Origin of the sequence: Sphingomonas liriopis (genome assembly GCF_024211255.1) — a bacterium.
GTDB lineage: Bacteria > Pseudomonadota > Alphaproteobacteria > Sphingomonadales > Sphingomonadaceae > Sphingomonas > Sphingomonas liriopis.
On sequence record NZ_JAMLDY010000010.1, the window covers coordinates 63586 to 86023 of the forward strand.

The 22438-nt window shown below is 69.6% G+C and carries 21 protein-coding genes; 6 read left to right on the plus strand and 15 right to left on the minus strand.

The genetic code is table 11. The annotated features are described in order from the left end of the window. Positions 1-5: 5 nt before the first annotated feature. The 4 genes from M9979_RS09790 to M9979_RS09805 are packed head-to-tail and all read right to left on the minus strand — an operon-like array spanning position 6 to position 6768. Positions 6-1997 carry a tetratricopeptide repeat protein gene (locus M9979_RS09790; protein WP_254289174.1) on the minus strand — a complete coding sequence of 664 codons (1992 nt, stop codon included), beginning with the start codon at positions 1995-1997 and terminating at the stop codon, positions 6-8. Continuing rightward, on the minus strand, positions 1990-3345 hold the full coding sequence (gene prsR / locus M9979_RS09795; protein ID WP_254289175.1) for a PEP-CTERM-box response regulator transcription factor: 1356 nt from the start codon (positions 3343-3345) through the stop codon (positions 1990-1992). Before prsR ends, M9979_RS09790 begins: the two co-directional genes overlap by 8 nt. Next, the gene (prsK, locus tag M9979_RS09800; RefSeq protein ID WP_254289176.1) at positions 3342-5375 is read right to left on the minus strand and encodes an XrtA/PEP-CTERM system histidine kinase PrsK; all 2034 of its coding nucleotides are present in this window, start codon (positions 5373-5375) and stop codon (positions 3342-3344) included. Before prsK ends, prsR begins: the two co-directional genes overlap by 4 nt. Positions 5376-5379: 4 nt before the next feature. Continuing rightward, a complete protein-coding gene (locus M9979_RS09805) occupies positions 5380-6768 on the minus strand; it encodes a TIGR03013 family XrtA/PEP-CTERM system glycosyltransferase (protein ID WP_254289177.1) in 1389 nt (462 codons plus the stop codon). 173 nt (positions 6769-6941) lie between these two features. Here M9979_RS09805 and M9979_RS09810 point away from each other — a divergent pair, with 173 nt between their 5' ends. Continuing rightward, complete coding sequence (locus M9979_RS09810) at positions 6942-7985, plus strand: mannose-1-phosphate guanylyltransferase/mannose-6-phosphate isomerase (protein WP_277998493.1); 1044 nt, start codon at positions 6942-6944, stop codon at positions 7983-7985. 7 nt (positions 7986-7992) lie between these two features. Here M9979_RS09810 and M9979_RS09815 read toward each other — a convergent pair whose 3' ends face one another. From M9979_RS09815 to M9979_RS09855, 9 genes are all read right to left on the minus strand, one after another. Then, a complete protein-coding gene (locus M9979_RS09815) occupies positions 7993-8493 on the minus strand; it encodes a DUF3429 domain-containing protein (RefSeq protein ID WP_254289178.1) in 501 nt (166 codons plus the stop codon). A 158-nt stretch (positions 8494-8651) separates the two neighbouring features. Next, positions 8652-9632 carry a zinc metalloprotease gene (locus M9979_RS09820; protein ID WP_254289179.1) on the minus strand — a complete coding sequence of 327 codons (981 nt, stop codon included), beginning with the start codon at positions 9630-9632 and terminating at the stop codon, positions 8652-8654. Beyond that, positions 9629-9958 (minus strand): hypothetical protein, encoded by a 330-nt coding sequence (locus tag M9979_RS09825; protein ID WP_254289180.1) that lies wholly within the window; start codon positions 9956-9958, stop codon positions 9629-9631. The genes M9979_RS09820 and M9979_RS09825 overlap by 4 nt, the downstream gene beginning before the upstream one ends. Further along, positions 9943-10197: a hypothetical protein gene (locus M9979_RS09830; protein WP_254289181.1), complete on the minus strand. Its 255-nt coding sequence runs from the start codon at positions 10195-10197 to the stop codon at positions 9943-9945. Before M9979_RS09830 ends, M9979_RS09825 begins: the two co-directional genes overlap by 16 nt. 10 nt (positions 10198-10207) lie before the next feature. Continuing rightward, positions 10208-11005: a DUF2589 domain-containing protein gene (locus M9979_RS09835; RefSeq protein ID WP_254289182.1), complete on the minus strand. Its 798-nt coding sequence runs from the start codon at positions 11003-11005 to the stop codon at positions 10208-10210. A 3-nt stretch (positions 11006-11008) separates the two neighbouring features. After that, entirely contained in the window at positions 11009-11608 is a 600-nt protein-coding gene (locus M9979_RS09840) for a DUF2589 domain-containing protein (RefSeq protein ID WP_254289183.1), read from the minus strand. 295 nt (positions 11609-11903) lie between these two features. Further along, positions 11904-13547, minus strand: a complete 1644-nt coding sequence (groL, locus tag M9979_RS09845; RefSeq protein ID WP_254289184.1) for a chaperonin GroEL — start codon at positions 13545-13547, stop codon at positions 11904-11906. Between the two features lie 50 nt (positions 13548-13597). Continuing rightward, the gene (gene groES / locus M9979_RS09850) at positions 13598-13885 is read right to left on the minus strand and encodes a co-chaperone GroES (protein ID WP_038661992.1); all 288 of its coding nucleotides are present in this window, start codon (positions 13883-13885) and stop codon (positions 13598-13600) included. Positions 13886-14060: 175 nt separating this feature from the next. Then, the gene (locus M9979_RS09855; RefSeq protein WP_254289185.1) at positions 14061-16055 is read right to left on the minus strand and encodes an alpha/beta hydrolase family protein; all 1995 of its coding nucleotides are present in this window, start codon (positions 16053-16055) and stop codon (positions 14061-14063) included. Between the two features lie 196 nt (positions 16056-16251). On the opposite strand from M9979_RS09855, the gene sppA reads away from it, so the two are divergent. The 4 genes from sppA to M9979_RS09875 all read left to right on the plus strand — a co-directional run bounded on the left by sppA (position 16252) and on the right by M9979_RS09875 (position 19551). After that, the gene (sppA, locus tag M9979_RS09860; protein ID WP_254289186.1) at positions 16252-18138 is read left to right on the plus strand and encodes a signal peptide peptidase SppA; all 1887 of its coding nucleotides are present in this window, start codon (positions 16252-16254) and stop codon (positions 18136-18138) included. Continuing rightward, complete coding sequence (locus M9979_RS09865) at positions 18135-18695, plus strand: GNAT family N-acetyltransferase (protein WP_254289187.1); 561 nt, start codon at positions 18135-18137, stop codon at positions 18693-18695. The genes sppA and M9979_RS09865 overlap by 4 nt, the downstream gene beginning before the upstream one ends. Positions 18696-18845: 150 nt before the next feature. Then, on the plus strand, positions 18846-19211 hold the full coding sequence (locus M9979_RS09870; protein WP_254289188.1) for an energy transducer TonB: 366 nt from the start codon (positions 18846-18848) through the stop codon (positions 19209-19211). A gap of 67 nt (positions 19212-19278) precedes the next feature. After that, entirely contained in the window at positions 19279-19551 is a 273-nt protein-coding gene (locus tag M9979_RS09875; RefSeq protein WP_254289189.1) for a hypothetical protein, read from the plus strand. A gap of 16 nt (positions 19552-19567) precedes the next feature. Here M9979_RS09875 and M9979_RS09880 read toward each other — a convergent pair whose 3' ends face one another. Together M9979_RS09880 and M9979_RS09885 are read right to left on the minus strand one after the other, a co-directional pair. Then, positions 19568-20197: a trimeric intracellular cation channel family protein gene (locus M9979_RS09880; RefSeq protein WP_254289190.1), complete on the minus strand. Its 630-nt coding sequence runs from the start codon at positions 20195-20197 to the stop codon at positions 19568-19570. 58 nt (positions 20198-20255) lie between these two features. Continuing rightward, positions 20256-20885: a hypothetical protein gene (locus tag M9979_RS09885; protein ID WP_254289191.1), complete on the minus strand. Its 630-nt coding sequence runs from the start codon at positions 20883-20885 to the stop codon at positions 20256-20258. Between the two features lie 234 nt (positions 20886-21119). Between M9979_RS09885 and ychF the strand changes: the two genes are divergently transcribed. After that, positions 21120-22220: a redox-regulated ATPase YchF gene (ychF, locus tag M9979_RS09890; protein WP_254289192.1), complete on the plus strand. Its 1101-nt coding sequence runs from the start codon at positions 21120-21122 to the stop codon at positions 22218-22220. Positions 22221-22438: the final 218 nt, after the last annotated feature.

Genomic DNA, 22438 nt, shown 5'->3' on the forward strand with positions numbered 1-22438 from the left:
AGCGATCAGCGCGCGATCTGGCGCGCGTGCGCGGCGATGAGCGGGTCGCCGGGAGCGAGCGCCACCGCCTTGGCAGCGAGCTGGCGCGCGCCACCGAGATCGCCATCGGCGGCGAGCGCGATCGCATAGGCATCGCACACGCCCGCGTTCATCGGCGACAGCGCATAAGCGGCGCGGGCGTAGCGACGCGCGACCGCACCGTCGTCGCTCGCCGCATAGGCGCGGGCGAGGTCGGCGAGCAGCGCGGCGTCGCGGTTGCCGGCGATGCGGCGCACGCCCTCCAGCGTCTCGATTCCGGCATCGGCGTCGCCGCTGGTCACCTGCCAATGGCCGAGGATACGGCGACCGGCCAGGCTCTGCGGGTTCTGCTGGAGGTAGAGCGACAGCGCGGCCGCCGCCTCGCGCGGGCGGTTTGCGCGGCCCCAGGCATCGACCAGCCGCAGCATCGTCGGTTCGTCGAAGGCCAGGCTGGCGGCGCGCGCATAGACCGGCGCCGCGTCGGCGAACTGCCCCGCCGCGGCGAGCGCATCGCCGAGCACCAGCTGCGCCGCGGGCGCGCCGGGGCTGGCGGCGGCGAGGCCCCGCGCGCGGGCGACGGCGCCGGCGGTATCGCCCGCGGTCAACTGCGCGCGGATCAACGCGAGCAGCGCGTTGGGATCGCCGGGATCGTCCCCCGCATCGGCCTGCAAGGTCGCGACGCTGTCGTCGCTGGCGAAGGCCGTTGCGCCGCCGCGCGCGCCACCGGCGGCGCGGTCGAGCAACTGCGCGGCACCCGCGCGGTCACCGGTCGCCTCGGCAGCGCGGGCCGCGAGCGTCAGCGTATAGGCGTCGGCATCGGCACGCATTGCGAGCGCGCGCAGCTGGTCGAGCGCGCCCTGCGCATCGCCCGAGCGCAACAGCACGGCGGCGAGCAGGCGGCGCAGCGTGACGTTCATCGGCTGCGCGGCCGCCAGCTGGCGCCAGCGGTCGATCGCGCGTTCGTACTGGCCGCGGCCGTCATCGAGCGCACCGCCGAGCAGCATCGCGCCGGGCAGGCCGGCGATGCCGGGACCGGCGCGCTGGAGCAGGTCGCGCGCGAGGTCGGGCTTGCCCGCACGCGCGGCGAGCACCGCCTGCAGGTACAGCGCCTGCGGGCTGCCCGGTCTCGCCGCCAGCGCCTTGCGCGTCGCGGCGAGCATCGCGGCATTGCGGCCCATGTCGCCGAGCGTCGCGGCCTGTTCGATCAGCGCGGGGTGGTAATAGGCATCGCGCTGCAACGCCGCGGCGAACCACGGCAGCGCGGCGACGAGGCCGTAGCGGGTGCGGACGATCTCCGCCTGCAAGGTCAGCGGCACGGGATCGCCGGGCGCGAGGCGCGCGGCGCGCGCGGCGGCATCGGTGGCGCCGCCGATCTCTCCCGCGGTCAGGCGGACGCGACCTAGGTCGCTCCACGCCCCCGCATCGCGCGGATGCGCGGCGATCCAGCCGTCGAGCAACTGCGTCGCCGTACCGCCATCGCCCTGCAACGCGATGCCCCGGGCGCGGGCGCGCAACGCCTCGCCGTCGTCGGCGGGCGCGGTGGCGGCGAGGTCGATCGCGCCCTGCAGGTCGCCCTGCAACAGCCGCGCCTGCGCGCGCAGTCCGGCGAGCGCGGCGGGCGGCAGGCGCAGCGCGCGCGCGCGGCTCAACGCCCCTTCCGCGGCGGTGCCGTCGCCCAGCCGGACATAGCTGCGCGCGAGCAGCAGCATCGCTTCCTGCGAGCCCGGCGCGGCGCCCAATGCGGCGAGCGCGTGGGTGCGGGCCGCGCTGTAATTGCCGATGCGATAGGCGGTGCGCGCGTCGGCGAGTGCCTTGACCGGATCGACGCGCGGTGCGGGACGCAGCGCATAGGCTGCGAGCGCGAGGCCGACGACGGCGAGCACGCCGAGCGCGATGCGATGCGTCCGGGTCAGCCGCACGCGCAGCCGCGGCCAGCGACGGCGACGCCGGCGCAGCATCGGATAGGGCGAATCAGCCATGCAGATCGTAGCTCTTGAGCAGATCGTACAGCGTCGGCCGGCTGACCCCGAGCAGCCGCGACGCGCCCGAGATATTGCCCTCGGCGCGTGCCAGCGCCTGGCGGATCGCGCGGCGGTCGGCGACCTCGCGCGCGCTGCGCAGGTTGAGCGGCAGCGTGTCCGCGACGTCGCCGCCGAGGTCGAGGTCGGCGGCGGTGACCAGCTTGCCATCGGCCATGATGACCGCGCGCTTGATCCGGTTCTCCAGCTCGCGGACGTTGCCCGGCCAGCCCCAGGCGTCGATCGCCGCGAGCGCGTCGGGAGCAAGACCGGTGACGCCCACCTTCATCGCCGCGGCATGGCGGCGGACGAAGGCGCGGGCGAGCAGGCTGGCGTCGCCTGGCCGCTCGGCGAGCGCCGGGATGCGCACGACGATCTCGGCGAGGCGGTAATAGAGGTCCTCGCGGAAACGCCCCTCGGCGACCATCGCCTCTAGATTCTGGTGAGTCGCGCAGACGATGCGGGTGTCGACGGGGATCGCCTTGCGCCCGCCGATCCGTTCGATGACGCGTTCCTGCAGGAAGCGGAGCAGCTTGACCTGCAACGGCAGCGGCACGTCGCCGATCTCGTCGAGGAACAGGGTGCCGCCCGCCGCCTGTTCGATCTTGCCCGGCGTCGTCTTCACCGCGCCGGTGAACGCGCCCTTTTCATGCCCGAACAGCTCGCTTTCGAGCAACGTCTCGGGGATGGCGGCGCAGTTGATCGCGACGCATTCGCCGCGGCGGCGCGACGAGGCGTCGTGGAGGCCGCGGGCGAGCAGTTCCTTGCCCGTGCCGGACGCGCCGAGCAGCATGACCGACACGTCGGCGGGCGCGACGCGCTCGATCGTGCGGACGACCTTGGCCATCTCGTCCGAGGCATAAAGCAGACCGCCGAACCCCGCCCCCGCCGTCTCGCGCGCGGCGAGCCGACGGTTCTCCGCCTCCAGCGCATGGACGTGGAAGGCGCGCGCGACGATCAGGCCGAGCGCATCGATGTCGATCGGCTTGGCGTAGAAATCCCATGCCCCTAGCGCGATCGCATCCCGCGCGCTTTCGCGGGCGCCATGGCCCGACGCGACGATCACCTTGGTATCGGGTTTCAGCGCCAGGATCTCGGCGAGCGTCGCGAAGCCTTCGCGCGTGCCGTCGGGATCGGGCGGCAGGCCGAGGTCGAGCGTCACCACCGCGGGTTCGTGAAGGCGCAGCGCCTCGATCGCCTCGCCGCGGGTGGCGGCGACGACGATCTCGTATCCCTCGTACGCCCAGCGCAACTGGCGCTGGAGCGCGAGGTCGTCCTCGACGATCAGCAGGACGGGCTTGTCGGTCATGCCGCCCGCTCCACCGCATCGGCGCGCGGCAGCAGGACGCGGAAGCGCGTGCCCTCGCCCTGACGGCTCGTCACCTCCAGCGCGCCGCCCATCGCGGTGGCGAGCTCGCGCGCCTCATAGGCGCCGAGGCCGAAGCCGTCCGCCTTCGACGAGGCGAAGGGGCGGAACAGCTGGTCGCGGACGAAGGCGGCGCTCATCCCGCAGCCGTGGTCGATCACGTCGATGTGGATGCGCCCGTCCGCGGCGCCGACGACCAGCTCGATCGGCGCATCGGCGGGCGACGCCTCGACCGCATTCTGGAGCAGATGGCCGAGCAATTGTTCGAGCCGCCCCGGCTGCGCGCGCGCGACGCCCTCGCCGGTCACGCGGACCTCGTGCTGCGCACGGCGCGACGCGGCGAGGCGCAGCGCCAGCGCGGCGACGTCGACCGTCTGCACCGCCTCGGGAACGGTGCGGTGATGCTGCGACAGGCGGGCGAGCAGCGCATTCATGCGGGCAGCGGAGTCCTTCAGGGTTTCGACCATATCGGCGCGGAACGCGGGGTTGTCGGCGTGGCGTTCGGCGTTGCGCGCCACCAGCGTAAGGCCGCTGACCAGATTCTTGACGTCGTGGATGATGAACGCGAAGCGGCGGTTGAACTCATCGAACCGCGCCGCATCGGCGAGTGCGGCGTGCGCGCGATCCTCGGCGAGGTAGCTCGCCGCCTGTCGACCGGCGACGCGGAGCAGGTCGAGGTCCTCCCAGTCGAGCGCGCGGTCGATCGGCGGGCGGGCGAGCAGGATCGCGCCGATCAGGCTGGCGCCGTGGATCAGCGGCACCAGCGCCCAGGCGTCGGATCGGTCGCACATCCAGCGCGGGATCGTCGCGGCCTCGTCCGCCGGCGCCTCGCCGCGGCGGACCTGGTCGAGCTCGACGATGCGGGTGCTCGCGGCAAGATGCGCGACGAGGTCGGCGCCCGCGGTGCCGGCGTCGGACCAATACCAAGCGGTGCCGGGACCCAGGCCATCGCCCTCGGGCACGAGCAACAGCCCGGCGGGCGATCCGGTCAGGTCGGCGATCGCGCGGACGATGCGGCGGTCGAGCGGGTCGACCCCTTCGCCCCCCAAATCGACCGGCGTGCCCAGCGTCGCGGTGAAGCGCTGCCATTCGGCGCGATAATCGTAGCGGTGGCGGAAGAAATGCTTGGCGACCTTCACCTTCGCCCAAGCGCGCAACCACGGCGTCGACATCAGGGTCATCAGGGCGGTGGTCGCGCCAAGTACGATCGCGGTCTGGACGATGCGCGCGGTGTCGCCGGCGTAGCGCGCCGCGACCTGGGTCAGCAGGATGGTGAAACCCGCGTAGACGACGACCGCAGCGACCGAGAACAGCCGGAGCGCGATGCCGTGCGACACCGCCAGCCCGCGCTCGCCGCGCCGCACCGCGAGCGCGAGCAGCACCGCCGCCCCGGTCATCGCGAAGCCGCGCACCGCGAGGATGCCGAGCGGGCGTCCGCCGAGGCTCCAGCGCAGCGCAGCGGCGAACAGGTCGCCGCCCCACATGATCGCGATCGCCCCGGCGAGCAGAACGATCCGCCCCTGCGCCCGCGGTGCGACGGCCAGGTGATGGATCAGCACCAGCCCGGCGACCGCCGCCAGCATCCGCGCGATCAGCCGCACGTTGCCGACGACCTGCTGCGCCTCGGGGCCGAGCGGCAGGGTTTCGGTCAGCGCCAGCACGGTCGCGAAGACGGTGATCGTCGCCGCCGCGGCATAGACCGCATAGAGCGGCGCGCTGCCGGTACGGCCGCGGCGCACCACCGCCAGCATCACGCCGAGCCACAGGAGATTGCGCAGCGATTCGGCGACGCGCGGCACGATGTCGTCGGCGCCGATCCCCGCTACCGCCAAGGCCCATAACGCGGTGACGATCAGCGCCGCGGCGAGCGGCAGCCGCACCGCCTCGTGCCGCGAGCGCTGCAGCCAGCCGAGCGCGAGCGCGCCGAAGCCCAGCGCGGCAAGCGCATGGCCCCACAGGATCAGCGTCGGCATGGCCTCAGCGCGCGCCCGACGGCCACAGCACGACGCGCAGCGTCTGGAGCAGGATCAGCAGGTCGAGGAAGGGCGAATAGTTCTTGGCGTAATACAAATCGTATTCGAGCTTGTGGCGCGCATCCTCGATCGACGCGCCATAAGGATAGTTGATCTGCGCCCAGCCGGTGATGCCCGGCTTCACCATGTGCCGCTCGGCATAGAACGGCAGATGCTCCTCAAGCTGCTCGACGAACTGCGGGCGTTCGGGGCGCGGGCCGACGAAGCTCATCTCGCCCTTCAGCACCGACCAGGTCTGCGGCAGTTCGTCGATGCGTACCTTGCGGATGAAGCGGCCGATGCGGGTGATGCGCGGATCGTCCTTCTCCGCCCACACCGCCTGCCCCGCGACCTCGGCATCCTGCCGCATCGAGCGCAGCTTCAGGATGTCGAAGCGCTGGTTGTACAGGCCGACGCGGCGCTGGCGGTAGAAGGCGGGCCCTTGCGATTCGAGCTTGATCGCGACCGCGGTAACGAGGATCACGGGCAGCGTCAGCACCAACAGCAACAGGCTGGCGACGACGTCGAACGCGCGCTTGAACACGCTCGACAGCATGCGGCCGGAGGCGAAGCCATCGGAGAAGATCAGCCACGACGGACTCACCGAATTGAGGTCGATCCGCCCCGTCTCGCGCTCGAGGAAGGTCGAGATTTCGCTGACCGACACGCCGGTGGTGCGCACGCGCAGCAGATCCTTCAGCGGCAGCGCGTTGCGCCGTTCCTCCAGCGCCAGCACGACCTCGGTCGCATGCGCGTCGACGACGTGCGCGGCGAGGTTGGCGATCCGGTCGCGCGGGATCGCATCGGCGACGATTCCGTCCGCCTCGCCCATCGCGACGAAGCCGGCGATGACGACGTTGGCGCCGGGCTGGCCGGCGAGATCGCGGATGCGCGCGGCACGGTGGCCTGCGCCGAGCACGACGATCCGCCGCTTGAACATGTCGCCGCCCAGCATCCGGCCGAGCAGCGCACGCACCAGCACCAGCGAGACCGCCGCGATCAGCGTCGCGTAAGCAAGGTTCGATCGCCACAGCGCAAGCGGCGGGACGAGGAAGAACAGGATCGACAGGAACGCGACGCCGAGCAGGATCGCCACCACCAGCCGCGCGGCGGCGAAGCGCAGCGACAGGAACGAGGCGACGCCATAGGCACCCACCGCGATCAGCGCGATCTGCAACGCAAAGGCGAAGGCGAGCAGCTGCGGCAGCCGGTTGACGATCGGCTCGACGGTCATGCCGATCTGGTGAGCGCGGATCACCCAGCCGAGCTCCGCCGCCGCGATCAGCAGCAGGGCGTCGACCAGACCGAGCAGCAGCACGGCATGCGGCACGTAATGCTTGAACAGGCGGATCATTCCCGGCGTCTCCCCGGCGTTTCCTTGACGCCGGCCTGTAAGCTTTTCCGACAGGCTGATCCGGCAGTTCGCAGAAAAAAGCAAAGAAAGCCTGAACAAGCCCCGCGTCTTGGTCGTTTCGCTGCCGTGTCCTTTGTGCCAGAAGGCCGCGTCCAAGGAGTATGTCCCCCGTCATGACGATCGTACCTGTGATCCTTTCCGGAGGATCCGGCACCCGCCTGTGGCCGATGTCGCGGCCCGAAATGCCCAAGCAGCTGCTCGCGCTGACCGCCGAGGAGACGATGCTGCAGCTGACCGCCCAGCGCGCGCATGGCGAGGCGTTCGCCGCGCCGATCGTCGTCGCCAACGCCCGCCACGCCGATCATATCGGCGAGCAGCTCGCCGCGGTTGGTACCGCGCCGCAGGCGGTGATCCTGGAACCGGTCGCGCGCAACACCGCGCCGGCGATCGCGCTTGCCGCGCTCGCCGCGCAGCCGGAGGACGCGCTGCTGGTGATGCCGTCCGACCACGTCATCGCCGACGTCGCCGCCTTCCACGCCGCGATCGAGGCGGCGATGCCGCTGGTCGCGGACGGCTGGCTCGTGACGTTCGGCATCGCGCCCGACGCGCCCGAAACCGGCTATGGCTGGATCAGGATCGGCGAGGAACTGAGCGCCGGCGTCCACCGCGTCGCGCGCTTCGTCGAAAAGCCGCCGCGCGACAAGGCGGAGGCGATGCTGGCGTCGGGCGACCATGCCTGGAACGGCGGCATCTTCCTGTTCCGTGCCGATATGTTCCTCGGCGCGCTGGCGGCGCATGCCCCGGCGATGCTGACCGCGACGCAGGATGCGATGCGCGATGCGCGGCGCGAGGGCACGCGCATCCACCCCGACGCAATCGCCTTCGGCGCGTCGCCGTCCGATTCGATCGACTATGCAGTGATGGAGCGTGCCGAGCGCGTCGCGGTGGTGCCCGTGGCGATGGGCTGGAGCGACGTCGGCAGCTGGGACGCGCTGCATGCGATCAGCGAGCGCGACACCAGCGGCAACGCGCACCGCGGCGAAGTGCTGGCGATCGACACGCGCGACTGCCTGATCCGCACCGATGGCATCCGCGTCTCGGTCGTCGGGGTCAGCGACCTGATCGTGGTGGCGAGCGGCAACGACGTCCTCATCCTGCCGCGCGGGCGCAGCCAGGAGGTCAAGAAGCTGATCGAGGCGATGAAGGACCGCGACTGACCGCGGGTCAGCCGCCGACCGCCCGCGCGAACAGTGCCGCCAGCCCCGCCGCACCGAGCAGCAGCTGGCGGGGCCTGAGCGTCGCGAAATAGGCCGGCGCGTTGCCGGCCAGCGCCGCCCGCCGGTCGAGCAGCGCCGCCAGCACGTAGCCGATCAGCAAGGGCAACAACGCCGCCGACGGCCGGCCGATGACGAGCGCGAGGCCGGCGAGCGTGAAATAGGCGACGCTCGCCCCGATCGCTGCCGGCTTCGACGCCGCCGCATAGCCGAAGCCGAACCCGCGCCGCACCCCGGCGATGAAGGCGAGGATCAGCGCACCCCACAGGATGCCGAGCTGCACCGCCCAGAACGGCCACGGCGGCGGCAGCACCCATGCGGCGATTCCCCCGGCGACCAGCGGCAGCATCGGGCCATAGCCGAGGATCGCACCATCGGCGGGAATGTCGGGACGGGTCGCATCGTGGTTCATGCCGGCGGCAACGAGCGGAACGGCACCGGGTTGCAGCATGGCGCCGCTCGCCGTGACCGATGGCGCGCGGACGTCGCTTATGAGAACTCAACGACTTTAAACCCGCCTGTTCGTGCTGAGCCTGTCGAAGCACAGGTGAGTCTCAAGGCCCTTCGACAGGCTCAGGGCGAACGGAGCGTGAGGTTACACGCTCCAGGTCAATCCAGCGCCTTCAGCACATGGCGGATGTGTGCCTGCGTCGCGTCGGGCGGGATGCGGACGTCGATGTCGCCGGGCAGTTCGACGACGATGCAATCCGGGCAGGCCTCCTTGCGCTCGCGCCGCGCCGCCGCGGCGGCGGCGAGCGGCGCCGTCGCGGCGAGCAGCACCGGACGCGGATAGGTGCGTGCGATGAAGTCGTAGTCGCTGACGTCGATGTCGGTGCCGCCCAGGATCGGCTGGTGGTCCTTGGTCAGCGTGCCGGGGATCTGGTAGCACATGATCGAGCGCGCATCGGGCCGGTCGGTGCCGAGCAGCGATCCCGCCTCCAGCGGGGTGAGCACCTGCGCACGGGTCTGATCCTCCGACCAGCCCTGGTTCTCGGCGTAGAAGGCGATCGCGGCGGGGACGTCGATCTGCGCGATCAGCTCGGCACGCATATGTTCGTGCGGGCAGCCGATCGTGTGGCCGGTCTCGTGCCGGACGACGCGGCAGAATTCGGCCTCGCTCGTCGCGGCCGAGAAACCGTCGAGGTTCATCGTCGGCTGCGTCGTATCGTGGATCATGCGGATGTCGGTGCCGATATACGACCAATGGCCGTCGCCCGGCTGGGTGGCGATGCGGACGTCGGCGGTGCCGCCCGTCTCGCGGAAGCGGATATTGGCCTGCGCGACGCCGGGGCGCGGATCGTTCGCCCAGGCGTTCATGTGGCGCAGCACCGTGTCGCGGAACGACCGGCTGGTCTGGTCGAGGAAGCCGACGGTCAGGTCGACGCCGCGCGGCCCCCAGTATTTCGAGGTCAGCACCGCGATCTGCGCCCGGCTTGGCGGGCCGCCGCCCTCGGTCACGACATGCGGGTCGAGTCCGGGGTGGTTGTGGGGGTTGATCGCGGTCGCATTCTGCGCGGCGGCGACGAACAGTTCGGGCTTCACCCGCTTGGGCGTGCAGGCAATCGGCGGGGCGTCGGCGGGTTCGCTCATGACGGAAGTCCTCCTTGCGTGACGGGAAACACGGCGATGCGGCGGCCATCGGTGCGGGCGACGATGCCGGCGCGGGTCCAGTGCAGTTCGATCGCGACCGGCGCCCAGCCGGCGCTGCGACGGCGCATCCGCCGCAACCGCGCGAGCCAGCCGGTGCGTGATGGCGCGCGGGCATGCAGGATCGTCGCCCACAACGCCGCCCCCTCCGGCACCACCCGCGCCAGCATCGGGATGACGAGCCGCAGCCGCACCGTTCCGGCCCCCGACGGCACCGCGGCGAGCATCCCCGCCGCGACGTCGCCCAGCCGGATCATTCGTCCAGCCACGACGGCCGCCGTGGAAAGCCGATGTGGTAGGAGATCAGGCGAAAGACATGGCTGCCGTGCGAATCCTCCTGCACGCACGGCGTATGTTCGATCGCGATCACCCGCCCCTTCGGGAATTCGGTGAGGCAGCGGTTGAGCATCGCCACCGCCGCCTCGACGTCCTGCGTCGTCACCATCCCGCCCGCACCGCCGATGGCGATCCGCTTGACGAAGGCGATGTCCGACAGGTCGGTCGTCACGGAACCGGCGTCAGCTCTTCAGCTTGACGTCATAGGCGTGGCCGTCGTCCATCCGCAGCGTGCCGGTCTGTTCGCCGCCGCCGCTACCCGCGGCGACGGTCGCGCCGGCGCGCTGCGGCGGGTTCTCGATCACCGTGCCGGCGCGCGCCGGGCCGGTCTGCGACCCCTTTTCGGGCGCGGCGGCGTCGGAGATCGTCTTGGGCGCGATCGCCGAATTCATCATGTCGAGCACGCGGGCGAGCCCCTCCGGCATCCCCTTGTCGGTGGCGCGGACCTGGACGTGGTATTTCGCCGACTGGTCGGTCTGGCGGGTATTCTCCTTGTGCGTCGCGACCGAGCCTTCGACATGGACCTTCAGGCTGAACGGCCCCCAGCCGACGCTGGCGTCGGCGGCGAACGATCCCTTCTTCTCCTCGGTCTCGCTCGACCGTTCGGAGTTCTTGACCTCCATGTCGAAGGTGATGTCGACCGTGTCGATGCCAAGCGCGGGCACCTTGACGATCGCGAGCAGCGGCACGTCGAGCTCGACCGTCTCGCTCGGGATGTTGCCGCTGGCGTCGGCGACCGCGCCCGCCTTGGGCCGGTTGAACTTGAAGGCGACGTTGCGCGTGTCGAACTTGGCGGGATCGAAGACGATCGTGTCGGTGTTGCCCGCCGGCGGATCGCGCGGCACGAAGCCGATCTGCTGGATGAACTGCGCGGTGGCATTGGCGAGGCGCACCTGCGCGTCGCAGGCCGCCATCAGCGGTCCACCGATCAGGTCGCCCATCGGCAGGCCGCGGAACTGGTCACCCATATTGATCGGCATCGCTTAGTCTCCTTGGCTGGTGGGATCGGCGACCACCGGCACGCCCGGCGTCGTCAGTTTGTTGAGCTGGGTGAGGAGGCGCAGCAGCGTCTCGCTCGGCGGACTGGCCTTGACCTTGATCGACAGCCGCGCGGTCGGGCCGGCCGGATCGGTGCGGTTGCCGACGCCGACGCTGAGCGCCCGTTTGGGGTCGCCATCGGCGGCGGGCGCCGCCGCGGCGGTCGGCGCGCGCGCCGCGGCGGGATGGTCGAGCGAGGGGATGGCGGGGACGTCGATCGGCGCACCGATGTGGAGCGTCAGCGGATCGGCGGGGGCGTGCAGATCGTCCAGCCCGCCCAGTTCGACGTCGAGGTCGATGCGCATCGAATCGATCGCCAGCAACCGGCTTTCGACCAGCGCCAGCAGCGGCACACTCATGTCCTCGTGATCGGGCACCGCGCCGGGGCCGCGGGGCATGCGGATGTGCAGGCCATAGGGGCGACCGTCCGCATCGAAGCGGCGGCGGACCAGCGCGAGGAAGGCGTTTTCCACCATCCCCTGCGCCTCGACGATCGCCGAGGCGACCGAGCCGACGAGGTCGTGCAGGCCGATCTTTCCGGTCATCGTCGCATCGCCTCCCCGTCGTGGTGGGGCGATCATGCGCGAAACGGCGTGGCAGGGTTAACGCAGATGGCACCAAAGCGGCGCGGGGTCAGGGGTGTTGGCTCCGATGCGGAGGATCGGGGATTGAAAAAAGGCCGGCGGAGGGATGCTCCGTCGGCCTTTTCACATTTGGTAGAAATAGAGGGCAGCGGCAAAGCCGCTGCTGGACGTCAGACGTGTCTGGCGGCGCGGCCGCCAGCACGCTGGCCGTTCTGATTTTGTGTCCGGGGCAGGCTGTGTCTGCCCCGGTCCAAAATCAGAAGTCCATGCCGCCCATGCCGCCCATGCCGCCACCGCCGGGCATCGACGGGGCCTTGTCTTCCGGCAGCTCCGACACGGTCGCTTCGGTGGTGATGAGCAGGCCGGCCACCGAAGCGGCGTTCTGCAGCGCGGTGCGGACGACCTTGGTCGGGTCGATCACGCCGGCGGTCACCAGGTTCTCGTACGTGTCGGTCGACGCGTTGAAGCCGAACGACGTGTCCGACTGGTCGAGCAGCTTGCCCGACACGACGGCGCCGTCATGGCCGGCGTTCTGCGCGATCTGGCGAACCAGAGCCGTCAGCGACTTGCGGACGATGTCCACGCCGCGGGTCTGGTCGTCGTTGACGCCGTTGACGCCCTCGAGAGCCTTGGTCGCGTACAGCAGCGCGGTGCCGCCTCCGGGGACGATGCCTTCTTCGACCGCAGCGCGGGTCGCGTGCAGCGCGTCGTCGACGCGGTCCTTGCGCTCCTTGACCTCGACCTCGGTCGAACCACCGACCTTGATGACCGCGACGCCGCCGGCGAGCTTGGCGAGACGCTCCTGGAGCTTCTCGCGGTCGTAGTCGCTGGTGGTGTTCTCGATCTGCGCACGGATCGCCTCGGTGCGGCCCTTGATCGAATCGGCTTCACCCGCACCGTCGATGATGGTGGTGTTGTCCTTGTCGATCGTGACGCGCTTGGCGGTGCCGAGCATGCCGACGGTCACGTTCTCGAGCTTGATGCCGAGGTCTTCCGAGATCATCTCGCCCTTGGTCAGGATCGCGATGTCCTCGAGCATCGCCTTGCGACGATCGCCGAAGCCGGGCGCCTTGACCGCTGCGACCTTGAGGCCGCCGCGCAGCTTGTTGACGACGAGCGTGGCGAGCGCCTCGCCCTCGATGTCCTCGGCGATGATGAGCAGCGGGCGACCCGACTGGACGACGGCTTCCAGGATCGGGAGCATCGCCTGCAGGTTCGACAGCTTCTTCTCGTGGATCAGGATGTACGGATCGTTCAGCTCGACCGTCATCTTCTCCGGATTGGTGATGAAGTACGGGCTCAGGTAGCCACGGTCGAACTGCATGCCCTCGACGACGTCGAGCTCGAAATCGAGACCCTTCGCTTCCTCGACGGTGATGACGCCTTCCTTGCCGACCTTTTCCATCGCTTCCGCGATCTTCTCGCCGACTTCACGGTCGCCGTTGGCCGAGATGATGCCGACCTGCGCGACTTCCGCCGAACCCGAGACGGGCTTCGAACGCGCCTTGATGTCCTCGACGACCTTCAGGACGGCGATGTCGATGCCGCGCTTGAGGTCCATCGGGTTCATGCCGGCCGCGACCGACTTCATGCCCTCGCGGACGATCGCCTGCGCCAGCACGGTCGCGGTGGTCGTGCCGTCGCCGGCGATGTCGTTGGTCTTCGAGGCCACTTCGCGCACCATCTGCGCGCCCATGTTCTCGAACTTGTCCTTGAGCTCGATCTCCTTGGCGACGGTGACGCCGTCCTTGGTGATGCGCGGTGCGCCGAAGCTCTTGTCGATCACGACGTTGCGGCCCTTCGGCCCAAGCGTCACCTTCACCGCATCGGCGAGGATGTCGACGCCGCGGAGGATGCGCTCACGCGCGTCGCGGCCGAATTTTACGTCCTTGGCTGCCATGGTGGCTACCCTTTCAGAAAATATGTGGGAGAATCAGGAAGACGGATCGCTCAGCCGACGATGCCGAGGATGTCCGATTCCTTCATGATGAGCAGGTCTTCGCCGTCGACCTTGACCTCGGTGCCCGACCATTTGCCGAACAGGATCTTGTCGCCGGCCTTGACGTCGAGCGGAGTGATCGTGCCGTTCTCGGCGCGGGTGCCGGTGCCGACGGCGACGACCTCGCCCTCCTGAGGCTTTTCCTTGGCGGTGTCGGGGATGATGATCCCGCCAGCCGTCTTTTCCTCGGCCTCGACGCGCTTCACGAGGACGCGGTCATGCAACGGACGAAAAGTCATTGCGAAGTCCCTCTTTACAGTCAGTGTTACAGAATTCTGGCACTCACGATCTGCGAGTGCCAACGGCGGCGATATGTGCCGCGTTCCGAGGATCGTCAAGGGCCGCGGCGGACGAGCTGTTCGAGAAAGTCGTCCGCCCGATCGCCCTGCGCCGCGCGCGCGCTTCCCGCCGCCGTCAGTTGCCCAGGCCGAACGCCGCACGCAGGAACGCATCGCTCTTGCCCAGCATGTCGGCGCGGACGTCGGAATCGTCGAGCTGGTGCGTCAGCCCCTTGTATTCGACCAGTTCCACTTTCTTGCCCGCACCGCGCAGCCGGCTCGCCATCAGTCGCGATTCACCGATGCCGACATTCTGGTCGAGGTCGCCGTGGAACATCAGCACCGGCGCCTTGATGCGGCCGGGGTTCTGGGCAGGCGATCCTTCCCGGACATGCGCGCCGTGGCCGATGAACGCATCGACCAGGCCGGCGTCGGTGAAATCGCGATGTTCGCCGCGCAGGGTTTCGAGATCGGTGACCGGCGCCACCGCGACGATGGCGCGAAACAGGTCCGGATCGAGCACGGCGGATTGCAGCGCGGCATAGCCGCCATAGGACCAGCCGACGATGCCGAGCGTGTCCGGCGCGGCGATTCCGGATGACAGCAGATAGCGGCCCGCATCGTTGACGTCGCCGATCGCGACCCGCCACGACTGGAAGCCGTTCTTCTGGAACCACGCCGATCCGTAACCGGTCGAGCCGCGGAAGTTCGGCTGCAGCACCGCATAACCACGGCTGGCGAAGAATTGCGGTAGCCAGTCGAAGCCCCATTCGTCGCGGGCGCCGGGGCCGCCGTGGGGCAGCACGATCGCGGGCAGCCCTTTTCCGCTGCTGCCGGCGGGCAGCGTCAGATAGGCGGGGATCGTCGTCCCGTCGGCCGCCTTGAACGTGATCGGCTTGACGGGTGCCAGCGTCTGCCGGGCGAGCTGCGGCCGGACGGGCAGCAGTTCGGCCAGTTTCTTGTTGGGCCGGTCGAACAGATAGAACCGCCCGGGATCGACGTCGCTGCCGGCGAAGAGCACGAGTTTCTGTTCGTCGGCGCTGGCATCGACGATGCTGACGATCGGCTGGTGCGGCAGCGCCTTGCTGAGCGAGGCGGCCAGTGCCTTCAGCGGCGGATCGAAGATGACCGTCTGGCGCTTGTCGGTGGCGAAGCTCGCCCCCACGACCCGATGCTGCCGGCCGATGGTGACGAGCGAATCGACATCGACGTTGGGGTTGTCGAGCACCAGTTCGCGCTTCAGACTGCCGTCGAGCGCCACGCGGAACAGGGCGTTGCGGCCGTTGAGCGTGTCGAAGCCATAGGCCGCGTTGAGATCGCGATCGACCGCCCAGGGATCGAAGCCGCTATCGACGCCGCTCGTCGACGTGACGACGGACAAGGGCAGCCACGCGCGGTCGCCGGGCTTGCGATAGAGATAGGTCGTGCGGCCTTCCAGCATGCCGCTGTCCGATGCCCGCATCACGCCCATGACGCGCACCGTGCCGTGGCCGTCGGTGATATATTCGCTGGCATGCGCGCTGGGGCGCTCGACCTGCTGGCGACGCAGGTTGGTCGTATCGACGCGTTCGACGCCGAGGCCGGTCGCGGTCGACGCCAGCATCGTGCCGGTGGTCATCTGCTGGCCGAAGGAGCGCGTCATCAAGACGGCGCCGCCGGCCCCTTCGTCGCCGAGCAGGTCGATGACGCTGCCGCCGAATTGCGCCGCGCCGCCGATCCGGTTCTGCGTCTCGCCGGTCAGCTGCCTCATGTCGCTGCCGTCGGCATTGAGCGTCAGCACGCGGCTGAAACCGAGGCGCATGGCATTCTGGGTCAGCAGCGTGGCGATGTTGCAGACGAGCCGCGTCGAGGTGGACCAGTTGCACGAGACGAGCTGGTCGGGACGCCCGGTGGACGTCAGGATCGTCCTGGGCGTCCTATCCGCGGTCAGATCGACGACGACCAGGGCGCTGCCCGCGCCGGGCGCAGCGCGCACCATCGCGATGCGATTGCCATCGGGCGAGATGCTGATCTGCCGCACGTCCTCGCGCGCGCCGAAGGCACGGGCGGCATCGTCGGCCTTCTGCCCCGCCGCCGCGGTCGCCGTTCCGGTCGCCGCCGCGATCGCGGCCAGCATGATGACTTTACGCATGGTTTACCCCCCTTCGAAACTGCCCGAAGTCTTACGATGCCTCCGCTGCATTTTTCAAACCTGCTTCGTACCCGATTGCCATCGGATGTCGGTCATCCCGTCCGACAAACGCCATCGCGTCTTACCCCCCTAACACGGACCGTTGCACCCCGCCCTTCCCTCCTCTACCGCTGGGGCGGAATTGAAGGAGCATCGCGTGAAGCTGGTTCGGGGCGCATGGAAGCTGCTGGTGGCGATCAAGGACGGGTTGGTCCTGATCGCGATGCTGTTGTTCTTCGGGCTGCTGTTCGCCGCGCTCAACGCGCGACCGGGGAGCAAGCCGGTGACGCCGGGGGCGCTGGTGCTCGACCTCAACGGCACGATCGTCGAACAACCCGAGGAGCAGGCGCCGTTCGCCGCGCTGTCGGGGGATGCGGGGCCGCGCCAGTATCGCGCGCGCGACGTGCTGCGCGCGATCGATACCGCGCGTACCGACGACCGGGTGAAGGCGCTGGTGCTCGACCTCGACAGCTTCGCCGGTGGCTATCCCGCGACGCTGAACGAGGTCGCCGAGGCGATCCGCCGCTTCCGCGATACCAAGAAGCCGGTGCTCGCCTATGCCACCGCCTATACCGATGCGGGCTATCGCCTCGCCGCCAATGCCAGCGAAGTGTGGGTGCATCCGCTGGGCGGCACGATCTTCATGGGGCCGGGCGGCAGCCAGCTGTATTACAAGGGACTGATCGACAAGCTCGGCGTCACCACGCACGTCTATCGCGTCGGCAAGTTCAAGAGCTTCGTCGAGCCCTACACGCGCGCCGACCAGAGCCCGGAGGCGCGCGAGGCGTCGCAGCAGCTGCTCGGCGCGATCTTCGGCCAGTGGCGCGAGGCGATCGCCAAGGCTCGGCCACGCGCGCAGCTCGCACAATTCCTCGCCAGCCCCGACCGGCTGATCGTCGCCGCCAACGGCAATATCGCGGAGGCCAACAAGGCGGCGGGGATCGTCGATACGCTCGGCGACCGCACCGCCTTCGGCCAGCGCGTCGCGACAATCGTCGGCAGCGACGCGAAGAAGCCGGTCGGCAATTTCGCGCGCATCGGCTATGACGCCTGGGTCGCGGCGAACCCGCTGCCGCGGACGGGCGACGGCATCGGCGTCGTGACCATCGCCGGCGACATCGTCGATGGCGAGGGCGGGCCGGGCACCGCGCACGGCGACACGATCGCCAAGCTTATCCTGAACGGCCTCGCCAAGAAGGACCTGAAAGCGCTGGTCGTGCGCGTCGATTCGCCGGGGGGATCGGTGCTGGCGTCGGAGCGCATCCGCCTCGCCATCCTGGAGGCGAAGAAGAAGGGGCTGCCGATCGTCGTGTCGATGGGCGGACTCGCCGCGTCGGGCGGATACTGGGTGTCGACGCCGGGCGACGTGATCTTCGCCGAACCCTCGACGATCACCGGGTCGATCGGCATCTTCGGCATCATCCCGACCTTCGAGAAGACGCTCGCCAAGATCGGCGTGACCACCGACGGGGTGAAGGCGACGCCGCTGTCGGGCCAGCCCGACGTGTTCGCCGGCACCACGCCGCAGCTCGACACGATCCTGCAGGCGGGGATCGAGAACGGCTATCGCCAGTTCCTCGCGCGTGTCGCGGCGTCGCGGCGGATGACGCCGGAGCGGGTCGACGCAATCGCGCAGGGGCGCGTGTGGGACGGCGGCACCGCGCGCCAGCTGAAGCTGGTCGACCGGTTCGGCGGGCTGCAGGACGCGATACACGAGGCGGCGAAGCGCGCGAAGCTCGACCCCGCCAAGGTCCATGCCGAATATCTGGAGAAGGAGCCCGGCGTCGCCGCGCAGTTCGCCGCCGCCTTCGCGGAGCGCAGGGACGACGATGACGCCAGCGGCGGCGGCGACGTGTTCGCGCGGATCGCGGCGGAGCGGCGCGGGCTGCTCGCGCAGGCGCTGGGCGACGTGAAGCGGCTGGCGATGGCGGGATCGGTGCAGGCGCGCTGCCTGGAATGCGGCGGGCTGGGGCCGAGCGAAAGCGCGGGGTCGGACGCGCGGCTGCTCGACCTGATCCTCGCGCGCGTGGGGTTCGCGCGATGATCGGGCTGCGCGCGGCGACGCCCGAGGACGCGGGCGCGATCGCGGCGATCTATGCGCCGCACGTCCTCGCCGGGACGGTGTCGTTCGAGACCGAGGCGCCCGACGCGCGCGCGATGCGCACGCGGATGGCGGCGTCGGCGGGTCTCTATCCGTGGATCGTCGCGACCAATGGTGCGGAGACGGGCGGCGTGCTCGGCTATGCCTATGCGACGCGCTTTTCGGAGCGCGAGGCGTATCGCTGGGCCGTGGAAACGACGATCTACGTCGCCGACGTCGCGCAGCGGCAAGGCGTCGGCCGGCTGCTGTACGAGGCGCTGATCGACACGCTGCGCGCGCAGGGCTTCACGCAGGGGATCGGGCGGATCGCGCTGCCCAACAACCAGTCGATCGCGCTGCATGAATCCGTAGGCTTCCGCCGCGCCGGCGTGTTCCGCGAGATCGGCTACAAGCAGGGCCAGTGGATCGACGTGGGGTACTGGCAGTGCGAGCTGGCGGATGCCGCGAGCCCGCCGGCGGAGCCGAAGCGGTTCGCGGAGATTGGGGTGGTGCGGGGGTGAGGGTTGGGATAAGTTCGCCTGCATCAGGATGGACGTCATCTCAGTACGCTCGTTCGATGCGGACTTTCACCTCTCGCTACGGTGAGCGCATGTCCGTTGCCCACCGCTCATTCGATGATCGAAACGCGGACAGGCTTGGGGAGAGTTGCAATGCACTGGTTGCGTAAGGCAGTCATAGCGCTGGGTGTTCTGGGTGCGCCGGCCTCGGCTCAACTGATCTCGGCGCAGCTGAGATATCCTCCGGCTGCGCTGCTCGCCGGTCGTGAAGGGGCGGTGGGCTATGAAGTCAAAGTTGCGAAGGATGGCAAAGTCATGGGATGCCATGTGACGCGTACGAGCAGCTTTGTTGACCTCGACCAACAGACTTGCGCACAATTGAGACAAACGGCCCGCTTCAAGCCTGCTGTCGGCACGAACGGCAAGCCAATTGTATCGACCTTTGCTGGCTCGTTGCGCTGGCAAATTCCTCGTCAGACGATTGCGCCGACGCCATCGGTAGATCAGGCAAACCACTAAGACACCCGCGATTGCACGTAGCCTTACGGCCAGTTACGGAATGTGCGATCAGATGTGAGGGGCTGTCATGGCTTTAGCGATCGCGGTCGCCGCCGGTAATGTCATATTGTATGGATTGCTGGGTCGATTCCTCGCCGGACGTATCGGATCGGCAAGCCAGGCGCGGTACGCCGGTCTGTTTCTGGCCATTGGCTTTGCCATCGGCAGTTTTGGGGGGCATGCCGGATCAGAGCCGGAAACATTCCTCGCATTGCGCGGTACCGGGTACCTTCTGGGAATCGCAGTTTTCGCCGCATCGCTTCTTCACCCACGTGTTCAGCGATTGCAACGCGAACGCTAAGGCCGCCCGCCGCCCGTCAAGTCTCGCCGCGATACGCGGGCAGCGCCAGATGCCAGCGGATCGCCGCCGCCCGTAGCGAGAAACCCGCCAGCGCAGCGATGATCGCGGCGGGGGCGCCGGTCAGCCCGACCAGCCCCAGCGCCACGTACAGCGCCGAGGCCAGCGCCGCGGCGGTGACGTACAGTTCGGGGCGCATCAGGATCGACGGTTCGCCGGCCAGCACGTCGCGGATGATGCCGCCGACGCAGGCGGTCACCACGCCCATCAGCGCGGCGGGCAGCGGCGGTACGCCGTAGCCGATCGCCTTGGCCGCGCCGTACACCGCATAGGCGGCGAGGCCGACCGCGTCGAACCAGGCGAGCGCGCTGTCGCGCCACCAGCGCACCGGCGTCGTCCAGATCACCGCCGCCATCGTCAGGCACACCGCCGCGGCGCGCGGATCGTGCACCCAGAACACCGGCGCGTCGATCAAGAGGTCGCGCACCGTGCCGCCACCGACGCCGGTGACCAGCGCGAAAAAGGCGAGCGTCACCGCGGTCTGCCCCCGCTTCGCGGCGGCGAGCGCGCCCGAGGCGGCGAACACGGCGAGGCCGGCGACGTCGAACCACGGGGCGAAGGCGGGCAGCAGGGTGGTCGGGGTGAGCATCGCCGCCCCGCCTAGCCGAGCCGGCGCCGCACACAAGCCGCGCCGCGGCGGCGGAGATTTAGAATCGGTGGCCGATCACCAGATTGACCACCGGGTTGATCGGGCGGCCGATCGCGTTGCGTGCGAGGCGGGTCTGGCGGGCGACGTCGGCGGCGTCGTTGTACGCGCGGCCCTGCATCGCGCCGACCTCGAACCCCAGGCTGGTGTCGGCGTCGATCCGGTCGGTGTAGCCGAGGGTCAGCGCGGGCGCGCGGCGCATCGTCGTCTTGAGACCGGGGATGTTGAGCCGCCGCTGGCTGGGCAGCAGGCCGCGCGCCGCCACCTCCGCCGCACCGGGCGCGCCCGGATTGAACAGCCGCGTGCCTGCCGACAGGTGGAAGCCGTGGTCGCCCGCCGGGAAGAAATCGACCATCTGCCCGATCAGCCGCGAATGGACCCGGTCGCGCGCGCCCGCGCCCGCGCCCGACGCCGCCGATTCCAGCGTCACCCGCAGCCGCAGCCGGTTGGTCAGCCGCGTCGAGCGTTCGACCGATCCACCCATCGCCACCGGCGCGAGCGTCATCGCCAGCGGCGCCCGCGACGGCGTGGTGAAGGCGGGCAGTTCCGGCGTCGGCACCGCGACCTGCGCATGGGCCGCCCCCGCCATTCCCGTTGCCAGAACCGCCACGACCTGCCCCAACCGACGCATGCGTCTTTCCCCCGTGGCAGCGGCCGCCCCTGCATGCGCCATCCCCATGGCGCTGACCGCTGCATGGGACTAGACGTCGCGCGCACCGACGCGACACAGCGGCCGCGCGGCTGCTTGCGGCGACGCGGTGGATTCCGTCGCCGAACCGAGTGGCCGCGGGAACCGCTGGTCAATTCCCCCATGCGCCGCTAAGGCCGCGGCCTTCATCCCCTTTTGCAGAACAGAGCACAGGCCATGGGTTTCCGCTGCGGCATCGTGGGCCTGCCGAACGTCGGCAAGTCCACCCTTTTCAACGCGCTGACCGAGACGGCGGCGGCGCAGGCGGCCAATTATCCGTTCTGCACGATCGAGCCCAACGTCGGCAACGTCGCGGTCCCAGATCCACGGCTGAACCAGCTCGCCGCGATCGCCGGGTCGGCGAAGATCATCGAGACGCAGCTCGCCTTCGTCGACATCGCCGGGCTGGTGCGCGGCGCGTCGAAGGGCGAGGGACTTGGCAACCAGTTCCTCGGCAACATCCGGGAAGTGGATGCGATCGTCCACGTGCTGCGCTGTTTCACCGACGGCGACGTGACGCATGTCGAGGGCAAGGTCGATCCGATCGCCGATGCCGAGACGGTCGAGACCGAGCTGATGCTGTCCGACCTCGAAAGCCTCGAGAAGCGCGTCCCCAATCTCGTCAAGAAGGGGCAGCAGGGCGACAAGGAGGCGAAGATCGGCGCCTCCGTGCTGGGGCAGGCGCTGGAGCTGCTGCGCGAGGGCAAGCCGGCGCGGCTGACGGTCCCCAAGGATGCCGAGGAGGCGCGCGTGTTCGCCGGCGCGCAGCTCATCACCGCCAAGCCGGTGCTGTACGTTTGCAACGTCGACGAAGGCGACGCAGCGAACGGCAATGCGCTGTCGGCGAAGGTGTTCGAGAAAGCCAAGGCCGAGGGCGCCGAGGCGGTCGTCGTCTCCGCCGCGATCGAGGCGGAGATCGCGACGATGCCCGCCGAGGACCGCGGCGAATTCCTGTCCGAGCTGGGGCTGGAGGAAACCGGCCTCGCCCGTGTCATCACCGCCGGGTACAAGTTGCTACACCTGCTGACCTTCTTCACCGTCGGGCCGAAGGAGGCGCGCGCCTGGACCGTCCATGCCGGCGCGAAGGCCCCGCAGGCGGCGGGCGAGATCCACACCGATTTCGAACGCGGCTTCATCCGCGCCGAGACGATCGCCTACGACGATTACGTCGCCTGCAAGGGCGAAGCCGGCGCCCGCGACACCGGCAAGCTGCGCGCCGAAGGCAAGGAGTATGTCGTCCACGACGGCGACGTGATGCTGTTCCGCTTCAACGTGTGACCTGGCGGCGGCGGTGGTGGATGGCCATCGCCCACCCCACATACACCGTCACCCCGGACTTGTTCCGGGGTCCACCGTGCCGCACGCGCAGGCCTGGAACCGCTTGGCCCGCGCCTCGCCGCGGAGTGGACCCCGGAACAAGTCCGGGGTGACGGAGGAGTTTTGGAAAGCTCATCCGCTTCTTCCCCGTTCGCCCTGAGCCTGTCGAAGGGCCCTGA